3 protein-coding genes are annotated in these 2,272 nt (G+C 58.2%); 2 read left to right on the top strand and 1 reads right to left on the bottom strand.

Annotation, left to right across the window (positions count from 1 at the left end):
• Positions 1-46 precede the first annotated feature (46 nt).
• On the bottom strand, positions 47-1,339 hold the full coding sequence (locus NUW23_13660) for a PocR ligand-binding domain-containing protein (protein MCR4427207.1): 1,293 nt from the start codon (positions 1,337-1,339) through the stop codon (positions 47-49).
• Between the two features lie 417 nt (positions 1,340-1,756).
• Here NUW23_13660 and NUW23_13655 point away from each other — a divergent pair, with 417 nt between their 5' ends.
• Both NUW23_13655 and NUW23_13650 read left to right on the top strand, forming a co-directional pair.
• Entirely contained in the window at positions 1,757-1,933 is a 177-nt protein-coding gene (locus tag NUW23_13655) for a hypothetical protein (GenBank protein MCR4427206.1), read from the top strand.
• Between the two features lie 156 nt (positions 1,934-2,089).
• A partial coding sequence (locus NUW23_13650; protein ID MCR4427205.1) for a hypothetical protein occupies positions 2,090-2,272 on the top strand: 183 nt, incomplete at its 3' end.

Below are 2,272 nucleotides of genomic sequence, written 5' to 3'. Positions count from 1 at the left end.
TATAGTAGCACCGTACCGACGCCCCGTGGCGTCGCCAGTCGCCAGCTCACTGGCGACTGGCCGCCCGGCGGCCCACCTTGGATCTGAACTCTCTGGGTGACACACCTTCCCGTCTCTTGAAACAACGGCTGAAGTAGGCGGGGTCCTCGTACCCCACCATCTCGGCCACTTGCGCGATACTGAGGCTACAGTCCAAGAGCAGGTGCTTGGCTTCCTGTATTCTGAGGCCGGTGAAGTAGTCCATTGTGGCCACGCCGGTCTCGTCCTTGAACACATGGCTAAGATGGGACGGGCTGACGTGGATCGCCCGGGCGATATCGTCCATGGAGAGTCTGTCTCTGATGTTCTCCCGCATGAACCCAATTGCATCTCGAACGAGGCTTCCGGCACTTCTCCCTGCTTCGTACACCCTGTCTATGAACTGATCGAGGATCCTCACCATCCAGAAGCAGAGGTCCTCGAAGGTGCTGATCCTGGCGAGTTCCTGAACGGACCGGTAGTTGAGGCCCAGGATGCCCTTGAGATCTGCCCCTACTTCCACGGCTGCTCGGGACAGGAACACGGCTAGTTCCAGAAGCCTGGCTTTCATGATCTCCAACCCGTCGGATCGCGAAAGGAAGACGTCAACGAGCATGTCGTTTAGAATCTGCCTCGCCCGGGACCTGTCCCCGGCGCGGACAGCGCCCAGCAACTCGTTCTCTTTCGCCCTGGAGAATATGCCCCGCTCCGCGGAGATTTCCTCCTCCAGCCTCTTGCGGTCCTGGAGCGCCTCCCCCAGCATGGCCTGCTGGCGGGCGATTTCCTGGCGTTGCCGGAGCAGGGTCTCGTTTGCCCGGACGATGTGGCTTGCAACGGCGAAGAGGAGTTCCGCCGCGGCCTGGACCCGTGTAGACGAGACTTGTTCGAGCCCGACCACTGCCTCCCGCACAGCATCAGGGTCCACCCCGAGCCAATCCAGTCGCCTCAAAATCTCCTCCACCGCGAAATCATCAGTTTCCCACATGGTTACTTGCCCGGAAATGACGGACCCCACGTGCTCCGAACCAGCCATGAGAGGGGCGGCCCAGTTCACCAGGCCGGCATGACACTGGAATACATAGAGGTCCCCAAGGAGGGCGGCCTGTAACCCGGCATCTCTGTAGGATGCCTGGCACCTCTCCCGCCCTTGGGCAGACGCTCTGACGAGCCTGCATACCGCGCAGTCCTCCCAGGACTGGAATGCGAAAACGGCACGGCCGTCTGAATCCACTACGGACGGGATAAGGCCGGTCGCCTCTCTGAACGACCGAAGGATCCGGCTGAACGCGCGTTCCTGTACAAGATCACCCAGGCTCGACATACCCCATCACCATCCCCGGCATTCCCTGTCCACAATGAGTACTACGACGAAAGCGCAGTTGAACCTTTCTGTAACAGGGTACAGGCCGTGTAGCCACAACCAGTCCACAGGCCGAGAGCTTAACGCATGTAGACTGTGTGTATTCACCCCTTACCCGTCCGTCCATTGAGCTGGGGTTGGGGCTGAAAGCGAGTAGGTATGGTTAACACTGTGAGTTGCTCGCTACCCTTAGCGAGTAGATCACCCAGGGAAAGCCCACTTACAAGCTGGTGCAAGCCCCAACCTTGGCCCAAACAAGAAGTCATTTAGAATTGACTCCGCGTTAGCATATAACTCTGCCCCTGGATCTATGTTTGAGTTGGGCCCGAACGCGTCGCCTCAAGGGCCCGAACAACAATAAAGACAGGAGGAGAGTGAATGGCGGGATATCACTCTGGTCTGCGTTCCTGTGAGAGCCGCCGACTCGATTTCTGGGAGCAGTGTTCGGCTGTCCGCGGGAAGAACGGAGTGATCGGTTGCTTCATACCAGCATACCTTGGGACTCTAGGAATTGCGTACAACACCAACAAGATTGAGATGCCTCCCGGGACATGAGATGACCTACGACGCAGCGAATGGCACGTGTTTATCTGCGATTCAGGGGGTAAGGGCGGCACCGTCAAGTCATGCAGGGTACCAGGGCTGGGCTACGGGACACTGTGATTTCGTGCTATTGCATCCGATTCTGAGTAAACAGGAGGGGGCAGACCGATGAGAAAGGCAACGTGGTTCTGTTTGATCCTATGCATGGTTCTTTCCTGCGCATCTACAGCGATAGCCAAGTCCGAATTCCGCCAACTGGCCGAGTTCAACGCGCCTGAAGCCAACCAGGGTGTGGGCGTCGATGAGAACTACTTCTACGCCGTCGACAACCAAGCTGTTGCCAAGTACGAC

This window comes from Bacillota bacterium (genome assembly GCA_024655925.1).
Classification (GTDB): Bacteria; Bacillota; DTU025; order DTU025; family JANLFS01; genus JANLFS01.
Note: the sequence above shows the minus strand (reverse complement) of the source record. Positions and strands in the feature narration are given on the sequence as shown.

Excerpts from the sequence above, each read along its gene's own strand:
- NUW23_13655 (MCR4427206.1), top strand. The coding sequence starts at position 1,757 with ATGGCGGGATATCACTCTGGTCTGCGTTCCTGTGAGAGCCGCCGACTC.
- NUW23_13660 (MCR4427207.1), bottom strand. The coding sequence starts at position 1,339 with ATGTCGAGCCTGGGTGATCTTGTACAGGAACGCGCGTTCAGCCGGATC.